Here is a 25,409-nt window from a genome sequence, read left to right as displayed (position 1 = left end):
AAATATTGATATGAGATAATAGTGTACTTTTGCGGGATGTTAAAAAAGAAGCTGGCTCAATTCGAATTTATTACGCTAATGGCATCCCTAATGTCTATAGTAGCTTTAGCCATAGACGCTCTATTACCAGCTCTTGATATTATAGGAATCACTATAGGCACCACAGATCCTGCAGATAATCAATTATTAATTACCATGATTTTTCTGGGATTAGGTATTGGGCCCTTATTTTTTGGCCCTATATCAGATAGTATCGGACGAAAACCTGTGGTATATATGGGTTTTGCGCTTTTTATTGTGGCTAGTTTAATTTGTGTATTTGCTACCAGTTTAGAAATGATGGTCGTAGGCAGGATTTTACAAGGTATCGGTCTTTCTGCACCCAGAACTATCAGTATTGCTATGATCAGAGATATTTATAGCGGTGATTATATGGCTAGAATTATGTCTTTTATAACCGTTGTTTTTATTTTGGTGCCCATTATCGCTCCCGCTATGGGGAAGTTTGTCTTAGATCATTACGATTGGAAAGCTATTTTTTATGTACAGCTATTGTTTAGTGTCCTGGTATCGGCTTGGTTTTGGAAACGACAAGCAGAAACCTTAGCGGTTTCAAAACGTATCGCATTTACACCTTCTATTTTTAGTAACGGCCTAAAAGAATTACTAAAACATAAAACTACTATTGGATACACCTTAATTTCTGGCTTTATCATGGGCTCTTTTATGGTTTACCTAAGTGCTTCTCAACAGATTTTTGAAGAACAATATCATTTAAAAAATGAATTTCCGTATATATTTGGACTATTAGCTATCTCGATCGGAAGTGCCATTTATTTAAACGGAACTCTAGTACTAAAGTATGGGATGGAAAAATTGATAACTACTTCCCTCCTTGCGTTTTTTGGTATTTCACTGACATACATTATATTGTTTTATAACACTCCCAATCCAAATATTATTATTTTATTAATATTCTTTGGATTACAGTTCTTTTCTATTGGGTTTTTATTCGGAAATTTACGCGCAATGACTATGGAACCTATTGGTCATATTGCTGGTATAGGAGCTGCTATAACGGGATTTGTTTCTACTATCATGGCTGTGCCAATCAGTATTTATATCGGAAAATTTGTGAGTAGCTCTACGCTTCCTTTATTTATTGGTTTTTTGGTATGTGCGGTACTTTCTATGGTAATTTTATACTACCTGAAAACTTCGGCCAAAAAAGAGGTCTTAGCGTAATCGTATCCTCGGAAAAAACCTTCCTGTTTTCTTTTGATAATAGGCGTATTGATCAAACATTAGTCTTAGACGTTTCTCTTCGTATACCGACTTAAAATGAAAAAGAATGTACAAAGCTAACATTACTAGTATTTTAAATAAACTCCCTACAAATAAACCATAACCAAACGTACTTAACAAAATCCCTGTATAGATAGGATGTCTTATATAGGCAAATATTCCGTTTTGAATTAAAGTAGCATTAGATTTTGGAGTAGGAAAAGGAGAAATACTGCTATGTAGCTGCAGCATTGCGATTATTAAGATAACCACCCCTATGCTAACAAGGCATATCCCAAAAAATGCTAAGGATACTCCTGTAGTAAAAGGTATCACATTTGGTATAAGGAGATACACAAGAAATAACACTCCTTGAACACCAACAAACATATAATCTTTTAACTTTAATTTCATAACAATACGATACATAAAAGAGGCAAAACACTTAAGATAATGCCTCTTTCACAAGTTCAGAAACAGGTATCAGACATTAAGACCTTTTAGCATTTTGTTCCAATACAAATAAGGTAACATATATTTTTTAAGCATCCATAACCTCCAATGCTCTTTTGATGAGTCATTGATCATTAATTGTTTTAACTTAGGATCTGGAATAAAGTTTTTATCATAATCAAATTCGGCCAATACCATTTTTCCATAATCTGTTACTAAAGGACAAGATGAATATCCGTTATACGATTGGTTTCCAATTTTATTGTATTTCATAAGTAAGGCAATATTATCAACCACTATAGGCACTTGTTTACGTATTGCAGCACCTGTTTTTGCTGTTGGCAACCCTGCTACGTCCCCTAATCCAAAAATATTGTCATACGTATTGTGTTGCATGGTATGATGATCTACATCTAACCATTTGGCATCATTTACCAAAGATGAATCCTGAACAAATTTTGGAGCCACTGATGGTGGTGCCAGATGCAACATATCATAATGAATACCATAGCGATTACCTTCAATAGTCATTTTTACATTCTTGTAATTATGCTGAACCGATGGGTCTAAGATTTTTCCCTCGGTTTTATCGGATATAATTACACATTTATTCTCTTCTATAGTTTTAGCCAATTCATACCAAGCTATTTTCTTATCAGCATCTATGCGCATTAATTTATGATGAAATCGTACATTTATATCCTTACGATCTACCACTTCCATTAATGTTTTTGCAATAGGTTTTACTCCAAAAATCACAGAACCCGGTGTCGCAAAAATAATATCCGTTTTAGCTTTCAATCCTTTGTTTTTGAAATGATTTTCTGCTAGATACATAATTTTCTGTGGAGCTCCCCCACACTTTATAGGTGTAGTTGGCTGTGTAAACAATGCCGTTCCTCCTTTAAAGTTTTTAACAACCTCCCAAGTGTGATTTGGATCAGTATAGTTACTGCATACTACTCCTTTATCAATAGCTTCTTTTAGTCCATCTATTAATGAAAAGTCATATACCAGTCCAGGTGCTACCACTAAATAATCATATGTAATATCGCCTTTGGATTTTGTGATCACTGTATTTACATCAGGATCAAATGATACTGCATAATCTTTAATCCATTGCACTCCTTGTGGTATTACAGATGCCATAGTTTTTGCAGTTTTATTAAAATCAAATGTTCCTGCACCCACCAATGTCCATGCGGGTTGATAATAATGTGTTTCTGCAGGTTCAATAATTGCAATATCAAGGTTCTTATCCTTTTTAAGAAGCTGTGCCGAAACCATAATGCCCGCAGTGCCTCCTCCTATTATTAATACTTGATGATGTGTAGTCATAAAAGTTGTTTTTTTAGATAAACTTTATAAAACTACTGGATTGCACCACCAATTCTTGTAACTTTTGTTACATAGTCTAAAATAATTCTTACACGTATAAACACATATTTTCAAAAGAAAAATAAGATATTTATCGAAAAGTAAATTAGACCTAAGGTCATGAAAGAAACGGTTGAAAGCTATTGAACACAATAAATAGTAAACCCATTGTGCCTTTGCTGTTTAAAAAAGCAAATACATAATGGGTTTACTATTCCTATTACAATAATATTTAATTCATAATAGCCACGTTAGACAAATTATCTAGTGCCATAGTGATTGTACTAAGTATATTTTCATTCTCGGTGATACCATGCCTTTTTACTAAATACGCGGGATCGTTATAAGATACATGAACTACATCGGCATCATCCTGCCATACTAACATTTTTTGAGGTAGGTCTAATGCTGTTGTTTGTGAATTTTGCATTAGTGGTGTACCTAGATTTGGATTTCCAAAAATGATAAGCCTTGTAGGATTCAAATCCATTCCCGCTCCCATTGCATTCATTTCATGATTTACTTCTGCAATAATTCTTAAATTTGGATTTGTATCAATTGCCATTTGTAAACTAGCATACGTATCTTCAAAAGTTTTGTTACTGGTTTTTGTAACAATACCTTCACCTTGATCTGGCATGCTATTTTGAGGAGCCATTAATTCTCCCATAGCGGCACCGGTACTTAAATTAGTGAGCGCACCCTCGATTGTTGGTAAAGTAGTTACATTATCTAATCCATGTCTTGCAGATAAATAGGCTGTATTATTAAACCCTAAATATACCTCGTTTAGGTCATTTTCATAAACCAATATTTTTTGAGGTAAATCCAAACCCGCTAATTGATTACGCTGCATTAATGGGGTTCCTAGAGCTGGATTTCCAAAAAACACTATTCTTGTTGGATTAAGTGTTAATCCTACCGATGTGGCATTCATGGTATGATTTACTTCTGCAATGATATTAATATTATTGTTTGCATCGATACTACTTTTTAAAGCGGTATACGACTCATCAAAAACTATTGAACTTTGTGTAAACGACATTCCTAAGACTTCTGGTGGATTAGTACCAGGTGACATGTCATCATCATCTTTACATGAAGTACTTATCATTAAAAAGGCTAATACTATTGTAATTGCTTTCATTGTAGTTGGGTTTTATGATTTGTGTTATGTTATTACTTTACTAACGTGAAGGATTGATGAGTACGTAAAACCCATTTACCATGGCAAATGGGTTTTGTATATTAATGCGGGTGTTTAATACCTAAGCACTCCAAAAGGGTTTAATCCTGAATCAAAATCAGATATTTTTTCAAGTTTACCATTGCGCTTTACCTTATAAAATACAACTTTTGTTGCAGTACCTCCAGAATGTGCTAAGAATAAAATAGTACCCCGTCTATTTACAGCAAGATTATGTGGAGTATTAAAATCAGTATCAATTTCAGACACTACCTTATTTCTAAAACGATCTATAACACCTATTTTATTATCTGCAATGCCCGTAGTAAATACAAAACGACGGCTATTTGCTACACCATGAGTAGATTCAAAAGGAATTTCGCCTAGTTTATTTAAATTAAATCTGCTAAATACAGTAAGTAAACTACTATTTTGAGAAGGAACATATAATTTTGTCCCAACAGGAAGTAAATGTGCATCACCCCCTACTGTTTCATGCTTAATATACTCTAGAGTTCGTGTATTATACATAACCACGTAACTAGTATCTGGACCATCTAACACTGTTACATAAGCAGCATAACCACTTGGTGAAAGTGTAACATCGTGTTGGACGGCATTTTCTGTTAAGCCTGGGATTTGTTCTGGTGTAGGTAAAGGAATATTTTTAATTACCGTATTTGATCTTAAATCAATAACAGAGGTAGTTTTAGATACTATATTATTTATCCATAATTGTCCTGCAAAATCATTGATCCACATATGAAAGGCCCCTTCTTCTATTTCAATTTCTCCTTTTTGTTCAAAAGAGGCTCCATCATAGTATACCACTTTTTTATTCGCAAAATCCCCAACATATACATTATTGTTAATGCGACTGTGAGCAAGATATGTAGGTTGAGCACCTTCGTCTGGCAAGGCAATATCTTGTACAAAATCAGTGGTTCTGGCATTAAAAACAGAAACTGTAGAAGCCCCTCTGTTGGCTACCATAAAATATTCATTGCCTGTATAGTATCCAAATTTTAAAGAAGCGTCTTCTGTATTTTGTATTTCATTTTCTGAGTTCACTATATCCGTTTCACAAGATGTGAATGCTATAGCCGTGATTCCTAATAATATGAGTATTTTTTTCATTTGTGTGTGTATTTAAGTTGGAATTCATGAGTTAATCTGCTTTGGCTTCGACCCTAAAAGGTCAAAGATTTAAAAGCTGCCTAGAAAGTTCACTTCATTGTGCATATTAGACCCTTTAACTATTGAGTTTATATATCACATTTTGACGATTATATCCAACTTAAATACAGTAAGATATATCGAAGTTTTGCTTTTAAGGCAGCTTCCCAAATTTGGTATTAAGCCTTAACCTTACAAGTATTAAGACCCACTAATGCATATAGCGGACAAAAACTGATAAAGCTGGTAAGTACAAAAATTGTAGAAAGTCCTAAAAGTACATATGCTAAAGTACCTTGAATAACACCTGTATAATATAGAACACCTACAATAGCAGCAACAAACAGCCGAATAATACGGTCTAAGCCGCCCATATTCTTTTTCATAATTTTATTTTTAATGTTTAAAAAAATCTATAATTATGATTGCTATGACGACTAGGCTAGCACAAAGAGCGCATACAATCAGTAATTTAAATCCTTTATGGATTTTCATTTCGGTATTATTAATCGATTATTTAAACAAAAATATAATGATAGCTATACAAATCATGTGACACATGTTACAACTATCTATTCTGTATAGTGATTGAAGGATACTTTATATCAACGTGTAATAGTATGATTCTATTGTCGACTATGTATGTATTTAAACCTGTTTGTAGTTTTGTGACTTTTGTTACAGGTTGCAAAATAGAATAAATGTATTTTTGTTTTATATGGAAAAGTATGTAGATGCGTTTGTTAATGCCTTTCAAGGAACTTTAGATTGGACTTTAAAATCTATACTATTTGAAGTACCCTATTATGAAAATTATTTTTGGGGACTTACTATTATTTCTTTGTTTGTATGGTTATTAGAAATGGCTTTCCCATGGCGAAAACGTCAATCTATGTTTAGACAGGATTTTTGGATGGACGGATTCTATATGTTCTTTAACTTCTTTATATTTTCTATCGCTATTAGCGGAATCTATAAATTACTTAGCGTTTTCTTTTTAGATATTGGGATTACAACCAAAAGTTTATCCCTACTCCATATTGCTAATTGGCCTATGTGGTCTCAACTACTTGTTTTCTTTATAATTTTAGACTTCGTACAGTGGTTTACACATATTTTACTGCATAAGTTTCCAATATTATGGCGTTATCATCAAGTGCATCATAGTGTTAAAGAAATGGGGTTTGCGGCACATTTGAGGTATCATTGGATGGAAAACCTATTATACAAACCTCTTAAGACTTTTGCGGTGATGATACTTGGTGGTTTTGAACCAGAACAAGCTTATATTGTACATTTTTTAGCCATTACTATCGGCCATTTTAATCATTCTAACATTAAAATTACCTGGGGTCCATTAAAATATATACTTAACAATCCAGTAATGCACTTATATCATCACGCTTATACACTGCCTGAAGGTAAGTACGGTGTAAATTTCGGAATAAGTTTAAGTTTATGGGATTACATTTTTAAAACACACTATATACCCGAAGATAGCGGCACTATTGATCTAGGGTTTGAAGGCGATGACAAGTTTCCTAAAGATTTCATTGGGCAAATGACCTACGGTTTTAAGAAAGATAAAAAGTAAGTCATATAAAAAATATGATGGCAGCACTGCTACCATCATATCTTTGTGAAACCATTAATTTGACAACTCTTTTTTGGCTAAATAAAAATCTACTTTTTCACAAGTATCATCGTTTATTCGTGCATCCATCTCTGCTAATGTTTTTGGAGGAGGAATGATTACTTTATCTCCTTTTTTCCAATCTAATGGCATCGCTACTTTATGCTTATCAGAAATTTGTAAAGCTTCTAAAGAGCGTAGTATTTCATCCATGTTTCTACCGATATTAAGCGGATAATACATAATAAGCCTAATTTTCTTTTTTGGATCGATAAAGAATACGGCTCTAACAGCAGCTGTTTCACTTTCATTTGGCTGTAGCATGCCGTATAATTTTGAAACTTTCATATCAATATCCGCAATAATCGGAAAATCAAAATATACTCCTGTATGTTCTCTTACATTGTTCACCCACCCTAAATGTGAATGAATACTATCAATACTCAAACCAACTAGTTCTGTACTTAGCTCATCAAATTCATTTTTTCTAATTGCAAAACCGCTCATTTCTGTAGTACATACAGGAGTGAAATCTGCTGGATGAGAAAACATGACAATCCATTTATCTTTTGCAAATTCAGAGAATTTAATTTTGCCTTTTGTAGTCATGGCTTCAAAATCAGGAGCCATATCTCCTATTCTAGGAATCGTGGTAATTTTTTGTTCGGTAACTTCCATAATTATATGATTTTGTAACTAAGATAAGCTCCCTAATCAATAGTATCAGCAACTTAAGTTACACAACAAAATCACTTCAAACAAAAACATTCAATCATTTGATAATCAAATGATTAATAAATTTCATCTAATACTATTAATGAAAGTTTAACAGTACAATCTGTATCACAATTTAGGTAGTATGTAGAAGCTCAATTACACCTTGTCTAAGTGTAATTAAACCGTCTTGTTCTAGTTTTTTTAGTAATCTTGAGATGACCTCTCTTGACGAACCAAGATCATAGGCTATATGCTGATGCGTAGTGTGCAACATAAAACTTCCTTTTAAACGAGCTTCTTTCTTAAGGTATTCTAGAAGTCGTTTATCTTTATTTGAGAATGTTAGTATCTCAATAACATTAATTAACTCTTCAAACTTAAAATTGAACAAATCATAAATAAACTCATTCCATTTAGGATACTTTTTAGCAATTTCTAATGCCTTATCAGCAGGTATAATGACTACTTCAGAATCTTCTTCTATAACTGCTTTAACCCTACTCGTTTCATTTCTTACTAAGGTTGTTACAGACATTACACAACTTTCTCCTGGTTTTATATAATACAGTAATACCTCGTTTCCGTTAACAGGTTCTTCTTTAAACACTTTTGCTAATCCTGAAACTACTAACGGAATTACCTTTATATACGAACCTTGTTTAAGAATTACAGTACCCGCATCAAATTTATGAATGCTACTAATGGCTATAAGCTCTTCTTTTAATTTTGGCATTTTTGCCAATTTAGGAAAATAAGTATTTAAGGCTTCTGAGATCAAAATATAGTTTTAGCTTACTAATTTAATAAATAGTTTAACATACTTATTTATCTATAATGACTTGATTACTCCAGGCTTTGTATCCTCCCTTAAAATCATAAACATACTTAAATCCCATAGCTAACAACTTTTTACTAGCACGATTGCTTCTAACACCAGAATAACAGTATAAATACACCGGTTTTTCTTTGTTTAGTTTACTAAATTGGGCATTAAAGTTATCTATATCAGCAATACTAATATTTCTGGCATCATCAATATAGCCTGCACTATACTCTTTTGAAGTTCTAATATCTATTAATTGAACATCTTTTCCAATAACAGCTTCCTTAAAAACTGTAATATCAATAATTGAAACCTTAGGAGCTTCTTGAGCATCAATTGCACATATAAATACAAGTAAAATGAAGAATGGTAAATATCTTTTTATCATTTTTTAAAAATTGTAAAAGGAAGTGCTTTTAAAAGCACTTCCTTTTTATAGTGTTATAGAAATTATATAGGTACTAAACTGTACACTTTTATTGTATAATCATTCTATTTTAATGTTGACGGACAAACATAATTTGTTACAGGAATACCCGCTTCTTTAATAGACTTAAATCCACCAGCCACATCAATTAAGTTATGGATTCCTCTGCTTTTTAGAATAGAAGCGGCGATCATACTTCGGTAGCCCCCAGCGCAATGCACATAAAAGGTTTTATCTGATGGAAACTCTGGTAAATGGTCATTTATAAAATCTAATGGCGTATTATGAGCTTTATCTATATGTTCTGATGTAAACTCACCATTTTTACGAACATCAAAAATAGGAGTTTCTTCTTTTTCGATAATTTCTTTAAAACGGGCTGCGGGAATAGACGATACACTATCATACTCTTTTGCCGCTTTTTTCCAAGCCATAAAACCACCTTCAAGATATCCTATTGTATTATCAAAACCTACTCGTGACAAACGGGTTATTGTTTCTTCTTGTCTTCCTTCTGGGGTTACCAATAATATGGGTTGTTGCACATCTCCTATCAATGCACCGACCCAAGGGGCAAAACCACCATCGATTCCTATAAAAATTGATCTTGGTATATGGCCATCAGCAAATTCTTCTTGACTACGCACATCCAGTATTAACGCATCGGTTTCATTTGCAGCTACCTCAAAAGCTTCGGGAGTAAGAGCTCTAGTTCCTCTTTTAATTACTGCATCAATATCTTCATACCCTTCTTTGTTCATTTTTACATTTAGCGGAAAATATTGTGGTGGAGGCAATAACCCATCTGTTACCTCTTTTACAAACTCTTGCTTAGTCATATTAGCCCTTAGCGCATAATTTGTTTCCTTTTGACCACCAATAGTTCCTACTGTTTCTTTACTCAGGTTTTTTCCGCATGCAGAACCCGCACCGTGAGCTGGGTATACAATAACATCATCTCCAAGAGGCATTATTTTGGTTCTTAAACTATCATATAGTGTTTCGGCCAATTGTTCTTGGGTCATATCTGCTGCTTTTTGTGCTAGATCAGGACGGCCAACATCTCCTAAAAACAAGGTGTCACCGCTAAAAACAGCATGATCTTTCCCATTATGGTCTCTTAATAAATACGACGTACTTTCCATTGTATGCCCTGGAGTGTGTAATACTTTAATTGTAAGCTCTCCAACTGTAAATTCTTGATCGTCTGTAGCAATAATAGCATCAAAAGAAGGCTCAGCATTAGGTCCATAAATTATGGGAGCACCAGTTTCTTTAGATAAAGTAACATGTCCGCTTACAAAATCAGCATGAAAATGAGTCTCAAAAATATACTTGATTTTGGCATTATCAAGTTTTGCACGATTTACATAAGGAGTAATTTCTCTTAATGGATCTATAATAGCAACTTCACCTTGACTTTCTATATAATAAGCTCCTTGTGCTAAACATCCTGTATATATTTGTTCTATTTGCATATCGTTTTCTTTTACTACTTAAATTATAGTTACAAATGTATTTTATATTAAAAAGAAGTGCAGTAACAATTGTTACACAGCACTTTTTGTTTGTTGGCTGATTTTTTCTTGAATTTTTGTTTTCTCTTCTTTCCCGTCTAATTCATCCATTGCTTCGTAGGTTCTAACAAAAAGGTTGTTTAAACCAATTTTATCAATCATACCACTACTAAATATAATATCTCTTGTAGGTCCGATTGCTCCTGCAATAATAAGTCTTATTTTTTTAGCTTTTAATTCATCTATTAATTGCATTAACATATGAGTGGCACTACTATCAATATAATTAATTGCTTCGGCATTAAGAATAATAGTTCTTAGCGATAATCCTTTGCGCAATATATGCTTCTGAAGTCGTTTTTTAAAATAATCTTTGTTACCAAAGAATAACTGCGCATCAAATCTTACAATAAGAACATCTTCTCGCTCCTTGTCATTTGTATTAAACCGATTTATATTTTTAAAGTAATTTGTTCCTTCAATTCTACCCAATACAGCCATATGAGGTTTAGATGTTCTATATATAACAACTATTAAAGAAATTAATACCCCTAGAATTATTCCTTCTTTAATTCCCACTGTTAGTGTTATTAAAAAGGTAATTAGCAATAATGCAAACTCATCTTTTCTTGATTTTAAAAGTTGCATAGGATACTTAACATCTATTAATCCAAATACTGCTACCATAATAATTGCTGCCAAAACAGCATTAGGTAAATAATAAAAGAGAGGTGTAAGAAACAGTAATGTTAAGCCAACAATTATTGCGCTTATTATTGGAGCTATACCTGTTTTAGCTCCAGCTTGCTCATTAACTGCTGTTCTTGAAAAACCACCTGTGGTTGGATAAGACTGAAATAAGGAACCTATAATATTAGAAGCGCCTAGTGCTATTAATTCTTGATTCGAATCCAATTCATAATCGGTATGCTTTTCGGCAACGGCTTTTGCTACAGAAATTGCTTCCATAAATGCAATGAGTGCTAGAGTCATTGCAATAGGTAGTAGTTCTGAAATTCTTGAAAATTCTATATTAGGAACCTGAAATTTGGGTAATCCTTGCGGAATTTCACCCATTATTTTAACTCCTATAGTACTCCAACCACTAAAATACATTAACACAATCCCTAAGACCACGACAACCAAAGCCGCAGGAAAAGTCTTCTTCACTTTTTTTATGCCTTTGATCAATACTATTGCTACCAATCCAATACATAGAGTGTACCAATTGATATCGGATATATTATCGAAAGTATTTTTGAAAACAATCTGAATTCGGTTACCCCCAGCTATATCAATTCCCAAAATATGTTTTAACTGACTTAACGCAATAATAATAGCCGCTGCCGATGTAAACCCACTAATGACAGGTTTTGATAGGAAATTTACAAGAAACCCCATTCGTAATACACCAAGAAACAACTGAATTGCTCCCATAAAAAGAGCTAAAAATATTGCCATTGAAACATACTCATCAATACCAGATAAAGATAATGCCCCTAAACCCGAAGCTACAAGTAACGAATCCATAGCAACAGGACCAACAGCAAGTTGTCTTGAAGTCCCCATTATAGCATATATAACTTGAGGAATCAATGATGCATACAATCCAAAAATAGGCGGTAAACCTGCAATCATCGCATAGGCCATACCTTGAGGAATTAGCATAATCCCAACCGTAAGTCCAGCAAAAAGATCACCAGGTAAATATTCTTTTTTATAGGTAGAAAGCCAATCAAAAATGGGGAAAAATCGTTTCAACATAGTGTATTATTCTTTCTCAAAAGTAATTCGATCAAAGGGCATCAACAGTAACATTTGTTACAAAAACTCGACACTAAATTGAAATCACCTCTATATTGTTTCTGTGTAATTTAATTTTATCTTGATTTTCTAAGTTTTTTAATAATCTTGATATCACAACGCGAGAAGTATGCAACTCATATGCTATCTCTTGATGGGTATTATGAATAACATTGTTTTTATTTACATTAACCTTATCCCTTAAGTACTTTAAGAGACGCTCATCCATTTTTAAAAAAGCAATACTATCTATGGTTGACAACATCTCTAGTAAGCGCTCATGATAGCTTTGAAACACAAAACGTCTCCAACTTTTATACTTAGCAGCCCATTCTTCCATTTTTCCTATCGGAATCATAATCAATTTAGTGTCCATTTCTGCAATGGCTCGTATCTGACTTTTAGTTTCGCCAAGACAACAACTAAGGGTTACAGCACAAGTATCACCACGTTCTAAAAAGTATAACAACAATTCATCTCCGTCATTATCATTTCTAAGTATCTTAATCGCACCACTAATCAGCAATGGCATTACTTTAATATATTGGCCAATCTCCATAAGTTTAAACCCTTCTGGAACCTCTTTAAACGTTCCAACACGACTGATTTCATCAAGTAAGGCATCTTCAAAAAGGTGCCCATAGCTATCCTTAAGTTCTTTAATCATTTTGTGAATTTACAATCTTTTTGTTAGTGATTTCTTTTTCATATGTAAAGAAAAGGTTTGCCCAAATAATTTTTGATAACGCATATAACAGTGGAGATAATAACACCAAAGAACCAAAAATAGATAACAATAATATCCCTGGACCGGCTTCGGGAAATAAAATAGCTTTTAATACCCAAATACCAATAAACAAAGCAACTCCTAAACTGTAGACAACATAATAAGACCCTTGATAAAAACTAGGTTCGATAGAATACTTTACATCACATTTTGGGCAATGACTTTTAACCTTACCCATTGTTGACAAGTTATAAGGATGTCCTTCAAAAAAATCGCCTTCATGGCATCTGGGACATTTCATTCTTAAAATACTATATAGTTTAGTTCCTTTACCGATCATATCTATTATGTTATAGCAAAACTTTTGCTTGAAATTAGATATGTAAAGGTATACTTGAAACTCTCCTTGTACAGTAACAAAAGTTACATACTTAGAGATTTTAACTTAAAAAAAGCACATAAGAGATTTGTTTTGAAGTATCCAAAACAATACTAAAAAAGCTATTTATTTACAACAAAGTAACTTTATACAATACTTAGTGATTTTGATTTTCTGAATTTTCATCTTCTTCTGATGGCAGTAACTCTCCGTTACCGGCTATAGCAAACCGATCTCTTTTGGATCCATATCCAAAGTTTGATGATCTTCTATACTTATTTTGAAAATCTGCAAAAATTCTTTTTTTGGTGGGTTTTTCTTTACTCATAACTCAACATTTTAGATTAATTGGTCTTGACTATCAATCTTCCCTATTCTAAATTTATTACTTTTTTTAATTTTAGACTATCTGTTGATATGACTTTATATTTATTTTATGATCTATGTAATCCTAAATCCTACAAAGTCTAAAACAATCTGCACAAACCATATACATATTACCTTAAAAGTGTTGCAGATCAAATACATAAGATTAAAACAAAGTTAATTAGCGTTAATTAACCCGTATTAAAAGGGGTAAAATATCCTAATCCTTTGGAATGATTATTGATTATTTTTATATTGTCACTTAAACATATCCCCTTTTATGAAGTTTTCTTTTAGTTTTTTATTTTGCTTATGTAGTTTGACATTAGGATTTGGTCAGCAATTGAATCCTGAAATTACAGCACAACAAATTGAGATTAATTATTCTGACACCGATTATACCTTAATCAACGATTTTAAAGGATTAGATTTTGATGAAAAAAATGCGAAAATATCATTCGTCTTTACAGAAGAAGATACGTCTGGTACAATCAGCGGATTAGATTTCAGAATTGATTTTAACCCTAATGATGTAGATAATGCCTTTTTTAAGGGGACAGCATTGGTTGAAACGATTGATACTGATAACTTTTTACGAGATGGTCATTTAATGTGGCAGAAATTCTTTCATAAAAAAAAGTATCCTAAAATCGATTTTCAAAGCAAGCAAGTAGTAGCTTTTAATGAAAATACTTTTAAGGTTATAGGTACCTTAACTATTAAGGGAACATCAAAAGAGGTAATCATTACATTCTCTCTTGGAGATAATAAATTACTAGGCAATACGATCATTCACACTAGTGATTTTGGTGTTAACATTCATGATGAGCGTGAGAAAAATAAGCTAGAGATACAATTTCACTTCCCTTTTCTTAAATAGCAATGCCGTTTAATCATTCTTAAATTGTAATCGCAAATGCAGCATATTTACCATGATTGGTAAATGAAAAAGTATATTTCACAGTTTTAGCGTTCACTAGTAATTGGGGTATATTATTTTGATCTTTTGTAATATGTACAGAAGAAATATTATTTGAACTCATAGTTACAAATTCTGACAACTTAACTTTCAAGTCTACTTTTGTGTCAAATATTTTAGAGGTATATGGCAGCGGCATTTTTTTTGCAACACTATACACGTACTGCCCTGTTGACTCTACAATTGACTGATATTGTTCTCCTTGAATGCTAATCAGACCATTTAATGCGCACTCAAAACTTAATGGATTATACCTTGGTGAATGTGCCAAACACCTTTGATGTGCTTTATAACAGGCTTCTTTCATACTCCAGAATTTCCAAACTTGTAACTCGGGTTTACATGAATCTAAAATAAGCTGCTGTTCAGTTTCGGTAAAGATTTTTTGTAACCATCCTTTTCGTTGCCAATTACTCTGTTTCTTGGCTAACTCTAGATCTACAATATCATTACCAATCATTTTTCATTTAATTTTTCTTCTATAATTACCAAAGAAGCTTTAACTGTTAACATTTTTTCCATTGCCTCATTATCAATTTCAATATCAAACTCATCTTCTACATCGAGAATCACATCAACTAAATTTGCTGAATTGATTTCTAAATCCTGTATAAAATCAGTATCCTCTGTAAGGTTTTCGAGCCCTTCTTGATTCTGAACATAAGGAGTTATAATTGTTTTTAATTTTGAAAGTAATTCTTCTTTATTCATAGTATTAATATTCTATTTTTTATTCATAAAATAAGACGACGCAAATTAGCTATATTCTTTAAAAATAATGCACGCATTAACATCTCCAAAGCCAAAACTTGCTTTTGCCGCTATTTTTACATTAAAATCAATAGTTTGAGTAGGTACTTTATCTCTATCAATCAATGGTTTTATATCAGGATGAAGGTCTTCGCAATTAATATTTCCAAAAACAAATCCTTCTTTTAGTTGTAAAACAGTAGCCACACTTTCTATGCTACCAGATGCAGCTAAACAGTGACCTATCATACTTTTTAATGAATTTATATACGGAAAATCTATTGTACTAACTCCTAAAGCCTCACACCAATTCAAGATTTCGGAACTATCTTTTGTAGTAGCCGTTAGATGGCCATTAATGAGATCTATATCTTTTGCTTCAATATTCGAATTCTGTACAGCTTTTTTAATACAGTATTGCACCGCCTCACTATTAGGAGCAGTCATACTACCTCCATTTCGTTGTCCACCACTATTTACATGGCCACCTAAAATTTCTGCATAGATTTTTGCTCCCCTTTTTTGCGCACTTTCGAGACTTTCTACCACTAATGCCCCTGCTCCACTACCGGGAACAAAACCGCTAGCAGTTGCACTCATGGGTCTAGAAGCTTCTGTAGGATTGTCATTATATTTATATGGTAAAATACGCATAGCATCAAATCCACCCCAAACATACGGACCACTATCGCTGGTACTACCGGCAAGAATAATTTCGGCATTACCACTAGCAATTCTATCATATGCCATTAAAATAGCTTCTGTTCCTGTACTACAAGCTGAGGAATTTGTGGTTACCACATTTCCACAACCTAACATACCTCCTAAAAAGGCACTAATTCCGCTAGCCATTGTTTGTATTACTGTTGTACTTCCTAAACGCCGAACGTTACCATCATCTACTTTATAAATGGCATCTCGAAACTTATCTACTCCTAAAATCCCTGTACCAAATATTACTCCAACATCCCATAAAGGTATTTCCGAATCATTAGTAGATAGGCCAGCATCTTTCCAAGCATCTAGACCAGCAATTACTCCGTACTCCATACCAGAAGCATTCAAACCACGTTGTTGAATAGACGTAAAGTAATTATTTAAATAATCTTTATTATAATTCGGTAAACCAGCAATTTGACATGAAAACTTTAACTCTTTTAACTGTTCAATAAATCGAATACCACTTACACCATTATACATCGCATCTTTAAATTCTGAAACGGTCATTCCATTTGGAGAAACAACTCCTAAACCTGTAATTACAACTCTCCTTTTATTCATTATCTAAAGCAGAATTTATAATTGATATTATCTTTTTTAATCCTGTTTTTGCTTCTGGCATAAAAGGTAAAATTGGCCATACATGAGGCATTCCTTCTCCTCTAATCACTTCTATCTCTCCATTACTATTTCGTATTTTCTCGACGAACAATTCCTGATCAGGAGTAAGAATATCATTTGTAGCCATAAACAAATGAATACTAGGCAGCCCCTTAAACTCACCGTAAAGTGGCGATATTAATGGCGTTTTTAACGGTAATTCACCTACACACATAAGATTTGCAGATCGAACACCTTTTAAACTAAGTATAGGATCAATAAGATCAACTTTAGGAATATCTACATTAGAGACGCTAGCATCCACAACAGGCGTGATTGCGATAAGTCTATTTGGTAACGTGCTACCCTCACTAACAAGACGCTGAGCGAGTGTAAGTATAAGACTTCCACCAGCAGAATCACCCATTACTATTATTTTTGAGGGATCATATGATTTTGTAGCTTCTGTATATACTTTGAACACACTATCTGTAATATGTTCTATCTTATTTTCTGGTGCCTTAGGATAGTCTACCATCCAAGCACAAATTTTAGATTGATTAGCTATTTTGGCAAGTGCCACCCAATTCTCTCTTGTTGGTCCATAGACAAATGCTCCACCATGACAATAGATTAATAAAAAATCACTTTTTAGTTGTTTAGGCTCAAGAAATGTTACTGAACTATCGGCTATTTTTTTAGTTTTAAAACTACAACCAGATAATAGAAAACTACTTGGTTTATATACATCTTGTTTCCTTTTTTTTACATAGTTTATAGGGTCTTCTGACCATGATTTCTTCTCTCCTTTTAACTTTAGAAATAGTTTTACTAGTGAATACCCTAAACTCATTTGTTTTATTTTTTAAATGCCATTCCGGCTACTGTTCCTTTTGCTACAATAGTATCATTTGCATTATGCATCACTACATCACATTTTAGTTTATTAAATCTAAAATATATTTTATTAGCAGTTACTATTACTTTTTCTCCAGGAAAAACGGGTTTATAAAAATCTACTTGGCTATTGGTCATTGCCACCTGCCAATTTTCATCATCCCAAGAATCTTTTAACAAATAAATCCCAAGACAGGCCATACCAATTTGCGCCATACATTCTGTCAAGATAACTCCTGGAGTAACTGGATTATCTTTAAAATGACCTTTATAGAAAAACTCATCTTCTAAAAACGTATAATGTGCTTTAATGTGTTCTTCATCAATATCAATAATTTCATCAACAAACAAGAAAGGTTTCGTATACGGTAGTTTAGATACAATTTTTTTTTTAGTCATAAGTCCAAAATTAAAAAGCACACCCACTAGGCAATGGTGCAACTGTTTCTAGAGCATTAGCAAAGGTTTTTTCTAAATCTTCCTCTTTAAATCCTGTAGATACACTTCCTTTAAATACTTTATCTCCATATCCGCTAGTATTCATATGCGCTCGTATAATCACCACTTGATCTTTAGTTATTGAAACGGGACCTCCGGATCTTACAAAAGGCTGTTCATTTACATGACTATGCGCCAAAATTCTTCTGTATAGCAATGTTTCATTCTCTGTAATTACTTCCCACCAATCAGCATACTGATTACATCCTGTATCAGGGCTTTTAATCCCAACACTGAAAGAGTACGAATTTTCATTTCCACTCACAGAAACACTAACTACAGCTGCTGCAGTATTATCATTAGTTATTGGCGGGTTATTGTCTGCTATATCCATGGTATTATCCTCTTTACATGATACTATATAAAATAGTATTGGTAAGAGTAAGATGAGTATACTTTTCATTTTTTTCATTTTTTATTCTCTAAAACTATCATTACTAGACTTAGACTATCGTTAGTTCAAATGTTCACCTCCATTTACTGGAATTACACATCCATTAATCCATGCTGCTTCATCTTTACAGAATAAATATACTGTATTAGCCACATCTATAGCTGTAGTAATACGATTAAAAGGATTGCGATCAATGCTATGTGCTACAATTTGTTCATAACCAGGAATCATACGCAACGATTGTGTATCTACTGCACCAGGTTGTAAGCAATTGGCTTTAATACCATATGGAGCAAACTCTAAGGCTATACTTCTAGTAATCGCTTCTAAAGCTACTTTGGCAGCAGAAACAGCTGCATAATTTTCCCAAGCTTTTGTATTTCCTTCACTAGTAAAAGAAATAACCCTAGTATCTTTAGCAAATAAGTCTTTATCAAAAACTAATTTTACCCAATCATAAAGACTAATAGCCATAGCATCAATTGTTAAATGAAAATCATGATTTTTTAAGATGTGCTTTGAATTCACCATAGGTTTTAAATTACCTTTGGCAATGCTATGTATCAGAGTTTTTATTTTTCCGTCTTTTATTTTTTCTTTTATATCGACTATAACTTCTGCCTGTTTTTCGGGTTTTAATAAATCGGTATTATATGTTAATAATTGTACTCCGTGATCAAGAATTTCTTTAAAATCGCTTTTTATGGTATTTATTTCACTTTTTCGATTTCTATGAACAATGATAATATGCATACCATGTTTTGCCAGTTTTTTTCCTGTCGCAAGACCTAAACCACTGCTTCCACCAAGTATAAGAGCCCATTCATTTTTATCAGCAAAGTCTTTGTACATAATTTAGGTTTATATATTCTAAAATGAAATTACTATTTATCTACCATTCTAACAAAATCCGTTGTGCAGAAAATCCAGGTCCAAAACTTAGCATTAATCCGGTTTCTCCTTTTGAAGGCTTACGATCCATAAATCGTTCAAGAACGTATAGGACAGTTGCACTACTCATATTACCGTACTCCATTAATACCGCTTTAGTGTCGTCTATATTTTTACCCAAATGCCCGAATAATTCTTCAACAGTTTGTACAATTTTTTTTCCTCCTGGATGAAAAACGAGATGATCAATATCATCAATACTTCTGTTGTATTTTTTTAAGAATGGGTGAATAACATTAGGAAAATGATTGGCAATTTTACCTGGTACTTCTGGATCTAACACCATTTGTAATCCGCCATTTGTCAATTTAAAACCCATCATTGTCGTAGCTTCATAAAAATGATACATCTCATCCCCTACTATTTTAGGTCCTTCGATATCCTCTTCAGAAGATAATAATGTGCACGCTGCACCATCGCCAAAGATTGCCGCACTCACCATATTAGTCATACTAAAATCGTCTAACTGAAACGTTGCTGTAGGCGATTCTACAGCGATCACGGCTGCTCTTTTTCCTGGATTGGCTTGCAAAAAATTCTTAGCATAAATAATACCAGACACTCCAGCTGCACACCCCATCTCGGTAACAGGTAGTCTTACAATATCTTGTCTTAAATTAAGATCATTAATAATAAAAGCATCTAATGAAGGTATCATAATACCTGTACAACTTACCGTAATAATATAATCTAGAGATTTTGGGTCCCAATTTACTTTATTAAGGGCTTTTTCTAATACTGAAGTTCCTAGTTTTTTAACCTCTCGAATGTAAATATCATTTTTTTGTTCAAAAGATGTTGCACTAAACACTTCTTCAATACTCATTATGCCGTATCTCTTGTCTACTGCAGCATTTTCAAAAATTTTAAGCACTTTACGCTTAAATCGTTCTTCTTGACCATCTAACCACTGCGAAACGAAAGGTAATATTTCTTTAGTTTCCCTTACATATTTTGGTAACTGTTTAGCTACCGTAGCAATTTTTACATCCAATATTTTTTCTTTTTAATTTGTATGACCTGTTTCTACGATCCATCTGTACCTAAAAGCCCATTTCCAATCTATTCTATAATGTTTTAGTCTTAGTGCCTTGGCATAGTTTACTAATTCTTTTTTTCTAAAACCTCTTTTTATAGAGACTAAACCGTCATTTTTTGCTATATATCCTTTAATAAAAAAGAAACTAAAGAGTTTAAAAAGATAATACGCTATTGGGCTTCTTTGCAAGTCATTGATCACTATTCCTATTTTAGCAAGTTCTACAGACTTTTTCATTACTTTTTTAATCTCTTCACACTTTAGATGATGTAATGTTAATGTACAAATAATGATATCGCATGAAAGCTTTGAAGCATCAATCTCGAGAAGATCTAATGTTGAAAATTCAATTTCAGGATATGATGCACTTTTTTTTCTAGCATAAGATATGCTTTTCTCGTTCAAATCTACCCCTATCAATCGTATCCTTTTCTTTTTAGTTTTAAATGAATCTGAAATCGCCCTTAGCATTTCTCCATCTCCACATCCTAAATCCAATATAGTAAACTCTCTTTCCTGATTCTGATCATGTAGTAATTTATGAACTGCCTTTATTGTAATCGCATTCCCTCCCAGCATTTTATTCACTCTAGAGATATCTGATAAGGCGGTGTTTAGTGCTATGTCATCAATCTCAGGATCATCCATAAGTTCTTCTTCGTTACTTCTATATTTTAAGCTAGTTAACATACGACTAATGGTTCTCCGTGGGTTTGTTTAATAATTTTTGGAACAATGCCTGGAACCATATTGGCTATAGTATATGACATTTTTTGCAAGCTTGAATTTAGTAGTACCTTCTGCAGCACTCTACCCGCATACAATCGTTTTGAAAAAGCTGTATTCCACTCTTTTAGATACATCTCTTCTATGGTCGTTCTTGGCACCCGCAGCTTATTTGTATATGTATCGATTAATAATTTTGATATTATTTGTCCGCCTTGAATTGCCATCGCCATACCGTTTCCACAAAGTGGATGTATTAGCCCTGCAGCATCACCTGTCATAAACACATGATTTTCTACCGGTTTCTTTTTATCAAAATTGATTTGACTTATGGTAATAGGTTTATCAAATATGGGTTGCGCTTCATTAAAAAAGGTATTTAAATGTTTATTTTTTTTCATTACTGCGTCTTGAAAAACCTGAATATCTTTATAACGCTGAAAACTCTCATAATTAACTAAATAACAGGCATTCACTCGATTGTTTTCGACTTTTGACAAACCACAATACCCTCCTTCAAAATTATGCAAAGCAACGGTATCCACATCAAAATCGGCATTGTAATGCCCCTTTACCGCTAACCATGGTGATTTTTTGGTACTAAAACCTCTATTTAATGTTTTATCCAGAATAGAACGTTTGCCATACGCCCCAATAACGTATTTAGTTGTAAACTGTCCTTTATTTTGTGTAGATACCTGAAAAAGATCATTTTTATATTGCACATCTAGTACTTGATCATTGATCAATACTACTCCTAGTGCAGCAGCTTTTTGCCATAAAAAGTGGTCAAGACTATATCGACTAATACCAAATCCACCTAATGGTAATTTACTTTTAATTGTATTACCAGATTGTGTTGTAATGACAAACTTTGAAATAGCTACAGCTCCAATCTTTTCAGGGTTTATATCGAGGTAGTTAAAATATGGTAATACTTCGTTAGAAATATACTCCCCGCACACTTTATGTTTGGGGTAGCTATCTTTTTCGATTAAAATGACCGAAACACCTTCTTTAGCTAAATGAATAGCACTGGTTAAACCGGCTAATCCCCCACCAATAATTAGTACGTATGATTCTGTAGTCATTTAATGAAGATACATAAATTTTGGGCATAAAAAAATCCCGACTAGAACAGTCGGGATTTTTAATAAATCATTACAAAGATAACTATTGTTTAACTTCGTTTTGGGCATCTCTCTTCATTTTCTCGTTTGCTACGATACCTAATTCTACTCTTCTATTTTTTGCTCTTCCTTCTGCAGTACCATTATCGTATTTAGGAAGTGTTTCTCCGTGGGCATAAATTGTCAATCTACTTTTGCTAATACCTTGAGAAACCAAATAATCAGATACTGCATTTGCTCTTTTTTGAGATAATGTCATGTTATATGCATCATCTCCAGAACTATCTGTATGGCCTTCGACAATAATATTAGTATCTGGGTATTCTTTAAATATACCTGCTAATTTATTTAGATTTGCTTTTGATTTAGCATTGATATTAGACTTATTAGTATCAAAAAAGACACCACTATTTTCATCAAATACAACGTCGATACCCTCACCTACTCTGGTTACTTCTGCTCCTGGAATCTCTGATTCGATTTTTTGAGCTTGCTTATCCATTTTTTTACCGATCACACCACCAGCAACACCACCTACTACACCACCTAATACGGCACCTAGCGCAGAGTTTCTTTTTCCTACATTATTACCTATAATACCACCTAATACTGCTCCAGCAGCTGTACCTATTACAGCACCTTTTTGAGTATTATTTGCATTTTGAACAGCATCACAACCTGTTAAAAGGGTAACTGCCATTAAAGCCACTGTTATTTTTTTAAGATTTGTATTCATCATTTATGGATTTGAGTTATTATAGTTTATTAAAGTTCATTGTAATTACAAAAGGCTTCCCTTCTAGGCTCACTGTCATGGCCCAAGTCATAGTTGCATCATCAAGATGTTGTAGTGCCATTCTATATCCTGCATTATTATTTGTACTTTTCTTTTTTGCATTAATAGGCTTAAACATAAAACTATATTCGCCATTCGCTTCAGGTTTAGGAATAGTAAATCTAAAATTTCTTGCACCCGTAGATGTACAACTACTTTGATTTACCGCGTATGTACCTGTATTATTATTTGGAATAAATTTCCAAGTACTTCCTGTAAAACACTCTGCAGAAGCATCACCATAAAGATTTACATCAAATATACCAGAACGGTCGTATGTGATTTTATCTAATGACCATTCTCCTTTTAAAGTCTTTTTAGCTGAAATTACTGTCTTGTTGTGTGCTTGCTGAGTTGCATTACACGAAGCTAATAGTACAACTATCAGCACTGCCATAAGTTTTTTCATTGTTGTTGGTTTTATATTATAAAAATAGCTAATCTCGTTAACGTATCCAATAGTATTATATTTCAAAATGATTGTATAAAAACTGCAAAAAATACATTTATAAAATTAGATCAAGGGTAGAAAAATAAGATAAAGTGTTAATCAATACCTTTATACATAGAATAACGATGAATGTATACTGTAATTACATTTATATAATTTATTTAGTATTATTTTAAGGATTACTTCTAGGCACTCTAAATAGTAATAGTAGCCCAACTACAAAAAATAAAATAAGAAAAAGTATTGAATTACGTACACTACCAGTAAGTTGAGCTATAATTCCATATGAAAACATACCAATTACTATCCCTATTTTTTCTGAAACATCATAAAAACTAAAATAAGATGCTGTATCTTTTGCATCCTTAGGTAAAAACTTAGAATAGGTAGACCTTGACAAAGCTTGAATACCCCCCATTACTAAACCTACAATTGCGGCTGTTATATAAAACTCATTTGGAGTACTAATACTATATGCATAAATACATATAGCAACCCAAATAAAATTAATAGTGATTAGTGTTTGTATGTTTCCGAATTTTGCAGAAGCTTTTGAAGTTAAATATGCACCTAAAACTGCAACTAACTGTATTAGCAATATACTAATAATAAGACCTGTTGTAGGGTTTTGATCTCCCCAGTCCAGTTCTTCTATCCCAAAATATGTAGCTATTAGCATAATCGTTTGCACTGCCATGCTATACACAAAAAATGCACTAAGATATCTTCGTAAACGGATATTACTCTTTAAGGCGTGCCATATCATTTTAAGCTCTTTAAACCCATTAAACACAACAGCCTTGGTTAACACATCTTTCTTATTTCCTTTTGGGAGATAGTAATACGTATATTGACTAAATCCTATCCACCATATCCCGACCATAACAAACGATAATCGTGTAGGAACTCCTTCATCTTCAAAACCAAACCAATCAAATTTCAGGATCATTATTAAATTTACAATTAATAAGATAACACTTCCTATATATCCTAATGAATATCCTTTGGCACTTATCGCATCTTGTTGTTCTGGAAATGCTATATCTGGTAAATAAGAATTATAAAAAACCAAACTTGCCCAAAACCCGATTAAAGCCAAAAAGTAGCATAGTAGTCCAAACCAGAGAAAATCTAAACTAAACCAATACAATCCAATACAAGAAAGGGCTCCTAAGTAACAAAAGAATTTTAAGAAATTTTTCTTATTTCCAACATAATCAGCAATACCCGATAATAATGGACTTATTAATGATACCGTTAAAAAAGCTAAAGCAGTAACATAGCTTATTAAAGAATCATTATTGAAATCATACCCTAGAAAGCGTACTGTATCATTGATGATATCGCCATCATTATTTCTTACTATAGTCAAAGCTCCCCAGAAAATTGGAAAAACGGCCGAAGATATCGTAAGGTTATAAACTGAATTTGCCCAATCATAAAATGCCCAAGCGTTTAATAGCTTCTTATGTCCTTTAGGTAATATTTTACTCATTTAGTATGTGTGAAAATTATATAAAATAAATTGTGATTTTAAAGCATATTACTTTTCAATAAAAAAGCTGCCCTGA

The 25,409-nt window shown here is 32.9% G+C and carries 29 protein-coding genes; 3 read left to right on the top strand and 26 right to left on the bottom strand.

The window, feature by feature from the left end; genetic code table 11:
• Window positions 1–36: 36 nt before the first annotated feature.
• Window positions 37–1,245, top strand: coding sequence for a multidrug effflux MFS transporter (locus D1816_RS03870; RefSeq protein ID WP_118501240.1), 1,209 nt, complete (start codon window positions 37–39; stop codon window positions 1,243–1,245).
• Here the strand turns inward: D1816_RS03870 and D1816_RS03865 are convergent.
• From D1816_RS03865 to D1816_RS03845, 5 genes are all read right to left on the bottom strand, one after another.
• Entirely contained in the window at window positions 1,237–1,698 is a 462-nt protein-coding gene (locus tag D1816_RS03865) for an isoprenylcysteine carboxylmethyltransferase family protein (protein ID WP_158597733.1), read from the bottom strand. The two genes, D1816_RS03870 and D1816_RS03865, sit on opposite strands and share 9 nt — an antisense overlap.
• Before the next feature lie 69 nt (window positions 1,699–1,767).
• On the bottom strand, window positions 1,768–3,075 hold the full coding sequence (locus tag D1816_RS03860; RefSeq protein ID WP_118501238.1) for an FAD/NAD(P)-binding oxidoreductase: 1,308 nt from the start codon (window positions 3,073–3,075) through the stop codon (window positions 1,768–1,770).
• Between the two features lie 271 nt (window positions 3,076–3,346).
• On the bottom strand, window positions 3,347–4,261 hold the full coding sequence (locus D1816_RS03855) for a DUF302 domain-containing protein (RefSeq protein WP_082832314.1): 915 nt from the start codon (window positions 4,259–4,261) through the stop codon (window positions 3,347–3,349).
• Between the two features lie 114 nt (window positions 4,262–4,375).
• A complete protein-coding gene (locus tag D1816_RS03850) occupies window positions 4,376–5,437 on the bottom strand; it encodes a YncE family protein (protein WP_118501237.1) in 1,062 nt (353 codons plus the stop codon).
• A 218-nt stretch (window positions 5,438–5,655) separates the two neighbouring features.
• The gene (locus tag D1816_RS03845) at window positions 5,656–5,862 is read right to left on the bottom strand and encodes a DUF2892 domain-containing protein (RefSeq protein WP_066310297.1); all 207 of its coding nucleotides are present in this window, start codon (window positions 5,860–5,862) and stop codon (window positions 5,656–5,658) included.
• Between the two features lie 332 nt (window positions 5,863–6,194).
• Here D1816_RS03845 and D1816_RS03840 point away from each other — a divergent pair, with 332 nt between their 5' ends.
• Window positions 6,195–7,070: a sterol desaturase family protein gene (locus tag D1816_RS03840; protein ID WP_066310299.1), complete on the top strand. Its 876-nt coding sequence runs from the start codon at window positions 6,195–6,197 to the stop codon at window positions 7,068–7,070.
• Between the two features lie 54 nt (window positions 7,071–7,124).
• Here the strand turns inward: D1816_RS03840 and D1816_RS03835 are convergent, their stop codons facing one another.
• The 8 genes from D1816_RS03835 to D1816_RS25565 all read right to left on the bottom strand — a co-directional run bounded on the left by D1816_RS03835 (window position 7,125) and on the right by D1816_RS25565 (window position 13,830).
• Window positions 7,125–7,787: a peroxiredoxin gene (locus D1816_RS03835; protein WP_066310302.1), complete on the bottom strand. Its 663-nt coding sequence runs from the start codon at window positions 7,785–7,787 to the stop codon at window positions 7,125–7,127.
• Between the two features lie 172 nt (window positions 7,788–7,959).
• A complete protein-coding gene (locus D1816_RS03830; RefSeq protein ID WP_066310999.1) occupies window positions 7,960–8,559 on the bottom strand; it encodes a Crp/Fnr family transcriptional regulator in 600 nt (199 codons plus the stop codon).
• Between the two features lie 88 nt (window positions 8,560–8,647).
• Entirely contained in the window at window positions 8,648–9,037 is a 390-nt protein-coding gene (locus D1816_RS03825; RefSeq protein WP_118501236.1) for a rhodanese-like domain-containing protein, read from the bottom strand.
• Between the two features lie 104 nt (window positions 9,038–9,141).
• Window positions 9,142–10,554 carry a rhodanese-like domain-containing protein gene (locus D1816_RS03820; RefSeq protein ID WP_118501235.1) on the bottom strand — a complete coding sequence of 471 codons (1,413 nt, stop codon included), beginning with the start codon at window positions 10,552–10,554 and terminating at the stop codon, window positions 9,142–9,144.
• A 72-nt stretch (window positions 10,555–10,626) separates the two neighbouring features.
• A complete protein-coding gene (locus D1816_RS03815; RefSeq protein WP_118501234.1) occupies window positions 10,627–12,357 on the bottom strand; it encodes a SulP family inorganic anion transporter in 1,731 nt (576 codons plus the stop codon).
• Window positions 12,358–12,430: 73 nt separating this feature from the next.
• Complete coding sequence (locus D1816_RS03810) at window positions 12,431–13,063, bottom strand: Crp/Fnr family transcriptional regulator (RefSeq protein ID WP_066310316.1); 633 nt, start codon at window positions 13,061–13,063, stop codon at window positions 12,431–12,433.
• Complete coding sequence (locus tag D1816_RS03805; protein ID WP_066310318.1) at window positions 13,056–13,463, bottom strand: DUF983 domain-containing protein; 408 nt, start codon at window positions 13,461–13,463, stop codon at window positions 13,056–13,058. The genes D1816_RS03810 and D1816_RS03805 overlap by 8 nt, the downstream gene beginning before the upstream one ends.
• A 196-nt stretch (window positions 13,464–13,659) precedes the next feature.
• Window positions 13,660–13,830, bottom strand: a complete 171-nt coding sequence (locus D1816_RS25565; RefSeq protein WP_158597732.1) for a hypothetical protein — start codon at window positions 13,828–13,830, stop codon at window positions 13,660–13,662.
• Between the two features lie 318 nt (window positions 13,831–14,148).
• Between D1816_RS25565 and D1816_RS03800 the strand changes: the two genes are divergently transcribed.
• A complete protein-coding gene (locus D1816_RS03800) occupies window positions 14,149–14,748 on the top strand; it encodes a YceI family protein (protein WP_066310320.1) in 600 nt (199 codons plus the stop codon).
• 19 nt (window positions 14,749–14,767) lie between these two features.
• Here D1816_RS03800 and D1816_RS03795 read toward each other — a convergent pair whose 3' ends face one another.
• The 13 genes from D1816_RS03795 to D1816_RS03735 all read right to left on the bottom strand — a co-directional run bounded on the left by D1816_RS03795 (window position 14,768) and on the right by D1816_RS03735 (window position 25,333).
• Window positions 14,768–15,307 carry a 4'-phosphopantetheinyl transferase superfamily protein gene (locus D1816_RS03795; RefSeq protein ID WP_118501233.1) on the bottom strand — a complete coding sequence of 180 codons (540 nt, stop codon included), beginning with the start codon at window positions 15,305–15,307 and terminating at the stop codon, window positions 14,768–14,770.
• Complete coding sequence (locus D1816_RS03790) at window positions 15,304–15,558, bottom strand: acyl carrier protein (RefSeq protein ID WP_066310328.1); 255 nt, start codon at window positions 15,556–15,558, stop codon at window positions 15,304–15,306. The genes D1816_RS03795 and D1816_RS03790 overlap by 4 nt, the downstream gene beginning before the upstream one ends.
• 45 nt (window positions 15,559–15,603) lie before the next feature.
• Entirely contained in the window at window positions 15,604–16,878 is a 1,275-nt protein-coding gene (locus D1816_RS03785) for a beta-ketoacyl synthase (RefSeq protein WP_118501232.1), read from the bottom strand.
• A complete protein-coding gene (locus tag D1816_RS03780; RefSeq protein ID WP_118501231.1) occupies window positions 16,871–17,770 on the bottom strand; it encodes an alpha/beta hydrolase in 900 nt (299 codons plus the stop codon). The genes D1816_RS03785 and D1816_RS03780 overlap by 8 nt, the downstream gene beginning before the upstream one ends.
• 5 nt (window positions 17,771–17,775) lie before the next feature.
• Window positions 17,776–18,213 (bottom strand): 3-hydroxyacyl-ACP dehydratase FabZ family protein, encoded by a 438-nt coding sequence (locus tag D1816_RS03775; protein ID WP_118506204.1) that lies wholly within the window; start codon window positions 18,211–18,213, stop codon window positions 17,776–17,778.
• Window positions 18,214–18,223: 10 nt separating this feature from the next.
• The gene (locus D1816_RS03770; protein WP_233565247.1) at window positions 18,224–18,715 is read right to left on the bottom strand and encodes a hypothetical protein; all 492 of its coding nucleotides are present in this window, start codon (window positions 18,713–18,715) and stop codon (window positions 18,224–18,226) included.
• A 51-nt stretch (window positions 18,716–18,766) separates the two neighbouring features.
• On the bottom strand, window positions 18,767–19,558 hold the full coding sequence (locus tag D1816_RS03765; RefSeq protein WP_066310336.1) for an SDR family oxidoreductase: 792 nt from the start codon (window positions 19,556–19,558) through the stop codon (window positions 18,767–18,769).
• 40 nt (window positions 19,559–19,598) lie between these two features.
• Complete coding sequence (locus D1816_RS03760; protein ID WP_066310338.1) at window positions 19,599–20,651, bottom strand: type III polyketide synthase; 1,053 nt, start codon at window positions 20,649–20,651, stop codon at window positions 19,599–19,601.
• A 12-nt stretch (window positions 20,652–20,663) separates the two neighbouring features.
• Window positions 20,664–21,386, bottom strand: coding sequence for a methyltransferase domain-containing protein (locus tag D1816_RS03755; RefSeq protein WP_118501229.1), 723 nt, complete (start codon window positions 21,384–21,386; stop codon window positions 20,664–20,666).
• Entirely contained in the window at window positions 21,380–22,513 is a 1,134-nt protein-coding gene (locus D1816_RS03750) for an NAD(P)/FAD-dependent oxidoreductase (protein ID WP_118501228.1), read from the bottom strand. Before D1816_RS03750 ends, D1816_RS03755 begins: the two co-directional genes overlap by 7 nt.
• A gap of 82 nt (window positions 22,514–22,595) precedes the next feature.
• The gene (locus D1816_RS03745) at window positions 22,596–23,288 is read right to left on the bottom strand and encodes an OmpA family protein (RefSeq protein ID WP_118501227.1); all 693 of its coding nucleotides are present in this window, start codon (window positions 23,286–23,288) and stop codon (window positions 22,596–22,598) included.
• Between the two features lie 19 nt (window positions 23,289–23,307).
• Entirely contained in the window at window positions 23,308–23,796 is a 489-nt protein-coding gene (locus D1816_RS03740; protein WP_066310350.1) for a lipocalin family protein, read from the bottom strand.
• 214 nt (window positions 23,797–24,010) lie between these two features.
• Window positions 24,011–25,333 carry an MFS transporter gene (locus tag D1816_RS03735; RefSeq protein ID WP_066310353.1) on the bottom strand — a complete coding sequence of 441 codons (1,323 nt, stop codon included), beginning with the start codon at window positions 25,331–25,333 and terminating at the stop codon, window positions 24,011–24,013.
• Between the last annotated feature and the right edge of the window lie 76 nt (window positions 25,334–25,409).

The sequence above is a fragment of the Aquimarina sp. AD10 genome, assembly GCF_003443715.1.
Taxonomy (GTDB): Bacteria; Bacteroidota; Bacteroidia; order Flavobacteriales; family Flavobacteriaceae; genus Aquimarina; species Aquimarina aggregata.
This window is presented reverse-complemented; position numbering and strand designations above follow the sequence as displayed.

What these genes read in the sequence shown, in the direction of transcription:
- D1816_RS03870 (WP_118501240.1), top strand. Translation starts at nt 37, where the DNA reads ATGTTAAAAAAGAAGCTGGCTCAATTCGAATTTATTACGCTAATGGCA.
- D1816_RS03865 (WP_158597733.1), bottom strand. Translation starts at nt 1,698, where the DNA reads ATGAAATTAAAGTTAAAAGATTATATGTTTGTTGGTGTTCAAGGAGTG.
- D1816_RS03860 (WP_118501238.1), bottom strand. Translation starts at nt 3,075, where the DNA reads ATGACTACACATCATCAAGTATTAATAATAGGAGGAGGCACTGCGGGC.
- D1816_RS03855 (WP_082832314.1), bottom strand. Translation starts at nt 4,261, where the DNA reads ATGAAAGCAATTACAATAGTATTAGCCTTTTTAATGATAAGTACTTCA.
- D1816_RS03850 (WP_118501237.1), bottom strand. Translation starts at nt 5,437, where the DNA reads ATGAAAAAAATACTCATATTATTAGGAATCACGGCTATAGCATTCACA.
- D1816_RS03845 (WP_066310297.1), bottom strand. Translation starts at nt 5,862, where the DNA reads ATGAAAAAGAATATGGGCGGCTTAGACCGTATTATTCGGCTGTTTGTT.
- D1816_RS03840 (WP_066310299.1), top strand. Translation starts at nt 6,195, where the DNA reads ATGGAAAAGTATGTAGATGCGTTTGTTAATGCCTTTCAAGGAACTTTA.
- D1816_RS03835 (WP_066310302.1), bottom strand. Translation starts at nt 7,787, where the DNA reads ATGGAAGTTACCGAACAAAAAATTACCACGATTCCTAGAATAGGAGAT.
- D1816_RS03830 (WP_066310999.1), bottom strand. Translation starts at nt 8,559, where the DNA reads ATGCCAAAATTAAAAGAAGAGCTTATAGCCATTAGTAGCATTCATAAA.
- D1816_RS03825 (WP_118501236.1), bottom strand. Translation starts at nt 9,037, where the DNA reads ATGATAAAAAGATATTTACCATTCTTCATTTTACTTGTATTTATATGT.
- D1816_RS03820 (WP_118501235.1), bottom strand. Translation starts at nt 10,554, where the DNA reads ATGCAAATAGAACAAATATATACAGGATGTTTAGCACAAGGAGCTTAT.
- D1816_RS03815 (WP_118501234.1), bottom strand. Translation starts at nt 12,357, where the DNA reads ATGTTGAAACGATTTTTCCCCATTTTTGATTGGCTTTCTACCTATAAA.
- D1816_RS03810 (WP_066310316.1), bottom strand. Translation starts at nt 13,063, where the DNA reads ATGATTAAAGAACTTAAGGATAGCTATGGGCACCTTTTTGAAGATGCC.
- D1816_RS03805 (WP_066310318.1), bottom strand. Translation starts at nt 13,463, where the DNA reads ATGATCGGTAAAGGAACTAAACTATATAGTATTTTAAGAATGAAATGT.
- D1816_RS25565 (WP_158597732.1), bottom strand. Translation starts at nt 13,830, where the DNA reads ATGAGTAAAGAAAAACCCACCAAAAAAAGAATTTTTGCAGATTTTCAA.
- D1816_RS03800 (WP_066310320.1), top strand. Translation starts at nt 14,149, where the DNA reads ATGAAGTTTTCTTTTAGTTTTTTATTTTGCTTATGTAGTTTGACATTA.
- D1816_RS03795 (WP_118501233.1), bottom strand. Translation starts at nt 15,307, where the DNA reads ATGATTGGTAATGATATTGTAGATCTAGAGTTAGCCAAGAAACAGAGT.
- D1816_RS03790 (WP_066310328.1), bottom strand. Translation starts at nt 15,558, where the DNA reads ATGAATAAAGAAGAATTACTTTCAAAATTAAAAACAATTATAACTCCT.
- D1816_RS03785 (WP_118501232.1), bottom strand. Translation starts at nt 16,878, where the DNA reads ATGAATAAAAGGAGAGTTGTAATTACAGGTTTAGGAGTTGTTTCTCCA.
- D1816_RS03780 (WP_118501231.1), bottom strand. Translation starts at nt 17,770, where the DNA reads ATGAGTTTAGGGTATTCACTAGTAAAACTATTTCTAAAGTTAAAAGGA.
- D1816_RS03775 (WP_118506204.1), bottom strand. Translation starts at nt 18,213, where the DNA reads ATGACTAAAAAAAAAATTGTATCTAAACTACCGTATACGAAACCTTTC.
- D1816_RS03770 (WP_233565247.1), bottom strand. Translation starts at nt 18,715, where the DNA reads ATGAAAAGTATACTCATCTTACTCTTACCAATACTATTTTATATAGTA.
- D1816_RS03765 (WP_066310336.1), bottom strand. Translation starts at nt 19,558, where the DNA reads ATGTACAAAGACTTTGCTGATAAAAATGAATGGGCTCTTATACTTGGT.
- D1816_RS03755 (WP_118501229.1), bottom strand. Translation starts at nt 21,386, where the DNA reads ATGTTAACTAGCTTAAAATATAGAAGTAACGAAGAAGAACTTATGGAT.
- D1816_RS03750 (WP_118501228.1), bottom strand. Translation starts at nt 22,513, where the DNA reads ATGACTACAGAATCATACGTACTAATTATTGGTGGGGGATTAGCCGGT.
- D1816_RS03745 (WP_118501227.1), bottom strand. Translation starts at nt 23,288, where the DNA reads ATGAATACAAATCTTAAAAAAATAACAGTGGCTTTAATGGCAGTTACC.
- D1816_RS03740 (WP_066310350.1), bottom strand. Translation starts at nt 23,796, where the DNA reads ATGAAAAAACTTATGGCAGTGCTGATAGTTGTACTATTAGCTTCGTGT.
- D1816_RS03735 (WP_066310353.1), bottom strand. Translation starts at nt 25,333, where the DNA reads ATGAGTAAAATATTACCTAAAGGACATAAGAAGCTATTAAACGCTTGG.